Origin of the sequence: Sinomicrobium pectinilyticum, from assembly GCF_003725735.1 — a bacterium.
In the GTDB taxonomy this organism is placed as follows: Bacteria; Bacteroidota; Bacteroidia; order Flavobacteriales; family Flavobacteriaceae; genus Sinomicrobium; species Sinomicrobium pectinilyticum.
In genome coordinates this window covers 1-3,423 of sequence record NZ_RJTM01000171.1, presented here as the reverse complement: position 1 = coordinate 3,423, position 3,423 = coordinate 1, and the positions used below count along the sequence as shown (strand labels likewise).

Annotated in this window: 4 protein-coding genes; 2 read left to right on the top strand and 2 right to left on the bottom strand. The window is 38.9% G+C overall.

Going from position 1 to position 3,423, the window contains the following annotated elements:
* Positions 1-376 precede the first annotated feature (376 nt).
* Positions 377-1,087, bottom strand: a complete 711-nt coding sequence (locus ED312_RS21740; RefSeq protein WP_170164594.1) for a CPBP family intramembrane glutamic endopeptidase — start codon at positions 1,085-1,087, stop codon at positions 377-379.
* A 39-nt stretch (positions 1,088-1,126) separates the two neighbouring features.
* Positions 1,127-1,345, bottom strand: coding sequence for a hypothetical protein (locus ED312_RS21735; RefSeq protein ID WP_240643170.1), 219 nt, complete (start codon positions 1,343-1,345; stop codon positions 1,127-1,129).
* A gap of 478 nt (positions 1,346-1,823) precedes the next feature.
* On the opposite strand from ED312_RS21735, the gene ED312_RS21730 reads away from it, so the two are divergent.
* A complete protein-coding gene (locus ED312_RS21730) occupies positions 1,824-2,633 on the top strand; it encodes a hypothetical protein (RefSeq protein ID WP_123218129.1) in 810 nt (269 codons plus the stop codon).
* Positions 2,634-2,644: 11 nt separating this feature from the next.
* The coding region (locus ED312_RS21725) for a hypothetical protein (RefSeq protein ID WP_148044348.1) at positions 2,645-3,423 on the top strand (779 nt) is incomplete at its 3' end.

Below are 3,423 nucleotides of genomic sequence, written 5' to 3'. Positions count from 1 at the left end.
TAAGGTGTATTTGTTCCTTTAACGTCCCGGATGCCCCGGTGACCACCATAGAAAAGATACTCACCGAAAAACTAAATGCTGCCACCACCTATATTGGAATGACTGCCTTTTATATGGAAGTCCCTGTGCTGCAGTAAAAATAAGGTATACCATCCGGGGCTCGTTTCCACCAGGCTCAAACGAGGACCGGGGCCTGCAAGACTTCGAAGAGCAGGGGAAAGTCGAAAAGTTTCAATATCGACGTATACTTAAATCCTTTCACATTTGATGCCATGGCCAGCTATTGACGTGTAATAGGCTGCGAAGTCGGAGACGTTCGCCATAGCATATGACACTTTGTAGAGCGGGAGCCAGTTGGAGTCCGGTTGAAATGCTGTCATTTGTCTTTCGCGGTATTTTTAAAGATTGCTATGGCCGAAGCTACGATCAGAAGAAGAGAAAATACTATGATTATAACAGACCATTCTGTTGAAAATTTGAATAGCAAGTCTTTACGGTATATACTCACCATATATGCAAGTATGTTGGCCAGAGAATGAAAGAGAAAGCAAAGCAGGAGGCTTTTGGTTTCCGTATATACTAGGCCTAAGAACACACTAACCATAAAAACAGGTAAAAGACCCGAGTCACTGAAGATATGACATAACGCAAACCCCAGGGAGGTTAAAAACACTGCTTTTTTCAAAGAAGAATGCTTTAAAAGCGAATCCAGGAAACATCTTCTGAACACCAGCTCTTCCATAAAAGGAAAAAGAGCAAACATTTTTATTAAAAACAAGGTGTCGTTTTCTTCATAAAAAAACAGTTTATCATCCTGACTGCTAAAAACAGTGATGACGAAAAACGCATGAAAGATAATCACCGAAATAATCCCGGTAATGATGTACGGAAGGTTGTTGTACTTCCTGGTATTTGGAAGGATATTCCCCAGGGGTTTTTTCACAAAGAAAAAAGAAATCAGTAATAAAACCGGCAGCGTAAGCATGCCTTGTAAACCGGAGATATCATCAATATAGGTTATAGCGGTAATGAAAATAACATACAGAAAGAAGTGCAGATATGTAAGCTTGTTTTTTGACATATTCATTACTGCATACCGCATTTAACCGGCGACAATAAGATTCTTTTAAAAAGTCAAAACATTAGCCCATTTTAAAAAAAACATGATCAGAAATGTAATTCCGGTACCGGTGTATATGGTACCCTGCCAGTAAAAGAGTCTTGTATCCCATCGTTTCCACATCTTTTTACCATATTCCTTTTTAAAATGGCCATGGGTAAACCTCCAAAAAAGAAAAGTGATCATCAAAAAAAGCGATATTGCTATGGCCGCGATATTTTCCATGTGTCGAATTTTTAATGGTTACCAGCACATAAATATACACAATTCCTCTTTTCCGTGCTATACATTCACTTATATTCCCCTTGCTACCGCCAGTTTGCAACTGGTGGCCACAACAGTAGCCAACAACCAACTAACCCAAAAAACCCATATCGTCTGTTTCCAAAACGGTATGATCCCCGGCAAAATTTCTCACGCTGCTATATTTCCATTCCGTTGACCCGGTCACAAAACCGGCACCGGCCCTGTTATAAAACCTTGCCTGCCGGAAGGCAGGTTTGTAGTTTCTGCTCATGTCCTAAATATACAAAAACTACACTATTAAGTCATAGCTTTTTGTTCTAGGACGCATTACGTACGCATATCCGCCACCAGTTGAAAACTGGCAGTAGCAGGAGCAATGTCCCGGGAATTCCCACGTCATATCAGAAAAATCTTTATATTTATGAGCTGATACTACCCCGTGTAAATCTAAAGAATTATGGAATTTACAGTACACTCCATAAAGGACATTGAAAGCTGGTTAGAGATTCATCGGACGACAGGTATGGATATAGATCTTCATTTTCACATTAAACGAAGTCCTGATATTCCCGGTGAAGATTCACTGATTGATATGCCCTTTAAAAATACCAGGGGAGAAGAACCGTTTGACTGGACTAAGGAGAAAAAAACCGGCCGATACGTTTGGAAAGAAGATGTTACTTCAGAAGAAAATACACCCGATGGTTATGACTACATTGGGCGTAGAGAAAGTGACGTATGGAAAGACTATCAAAACAGTGCGTCGAATGGCGTAAGCAGGTTGTACCGTAAATATATAGGTGCTCCGGACATTGATAAAGATTCGTTTTATAGTGCCCGGAATGAAGATTTAAAAAAACTGGTAGAGGAAATTTTTGATGCAGTAAAAAGGAGGGTTGATAGCGTAAACCGTAATTTCGAGCCTATTGATTTAAGTACCAGGGGAAGTGGACAATACTACGGGACAGGGCGTGCTTTCGGTATCAAAGAAGGCGCTATCCATGGAGTGATTCTAAAATTGGAGTATGAAGGCATTGTTTTTACTGCAAACGTTAGTTTCGATCCGCTGGACCCAAGAGTAGATGCTCCAAATACGCTTAGCCACATAGAATCTGCCGAAATCAGGAAAGGAAATTCAAAATATAACGTATTCAAGTTTACGGGCCCCACGATTGGTGTAAATCAGCCCATGATATATATACAGATGGACCGCGAGGCTTTTAAGCAAGTTTATAAAGAAATAATGGGTTATGAGTATAGAGACTAAACAAGTTTGCAATGAAGATCATTAAAGTTATATTATCCTTATTAGTCATAACCCTATTATCCTATATAGGATACCAATATTATCAATTTACTTCTTTCCGGGAATTCATAAAGCAGTTTAAAAATTCCGGTAATGAATTATCTGTAAGTACAGCTCTTACGTCTTCATTCGATCATTATGGAGAATTGTGGCCAAAGAATAAAAATGATCTGGACTCGGTTTTAGACCGGGTAAAATTTTTGAATGGCCAGACAGACAGGTTATATATAGAGAAATACGGTTACAACATCCATATAGATACCGTAACGATCGACACGGATACCTTGAAAGCAAAGTATATAGAATACAAACTGTATTCTTACGGACCAAATAAAAAAGACGACCAGCTAAAAAACCTTCCTTTGAACAATCTTCCGATGGAGTATACTCCCTGGGGAATTCCAATAAAAGAAATAACTTTTTGGGAGTATCTTTTTATGGATAAAAACTTCGATGTCGTTCTTGTATATGCTTCTCCGTATTATGATTGCGAGAATAAAAAATACAGACAGGTAAATGTTATATCTCCCGAATCGAAATCGGGAAGAATGCAAGATGCCTATATCATAAAACCTGTTCAGAAAAGAAATGGCCCTTTGGATATTACCTATATTAAAAAATATGAAGAAGATAAGGAAAACCTATATACCAAAAAGTTTAACCAAACCCTTCAAACCATCCAGGAAAATCTAACGGAACAATATCCCAACATGCCCACAGAAGACCTTATCTTTAACTACAACGGCAAGCG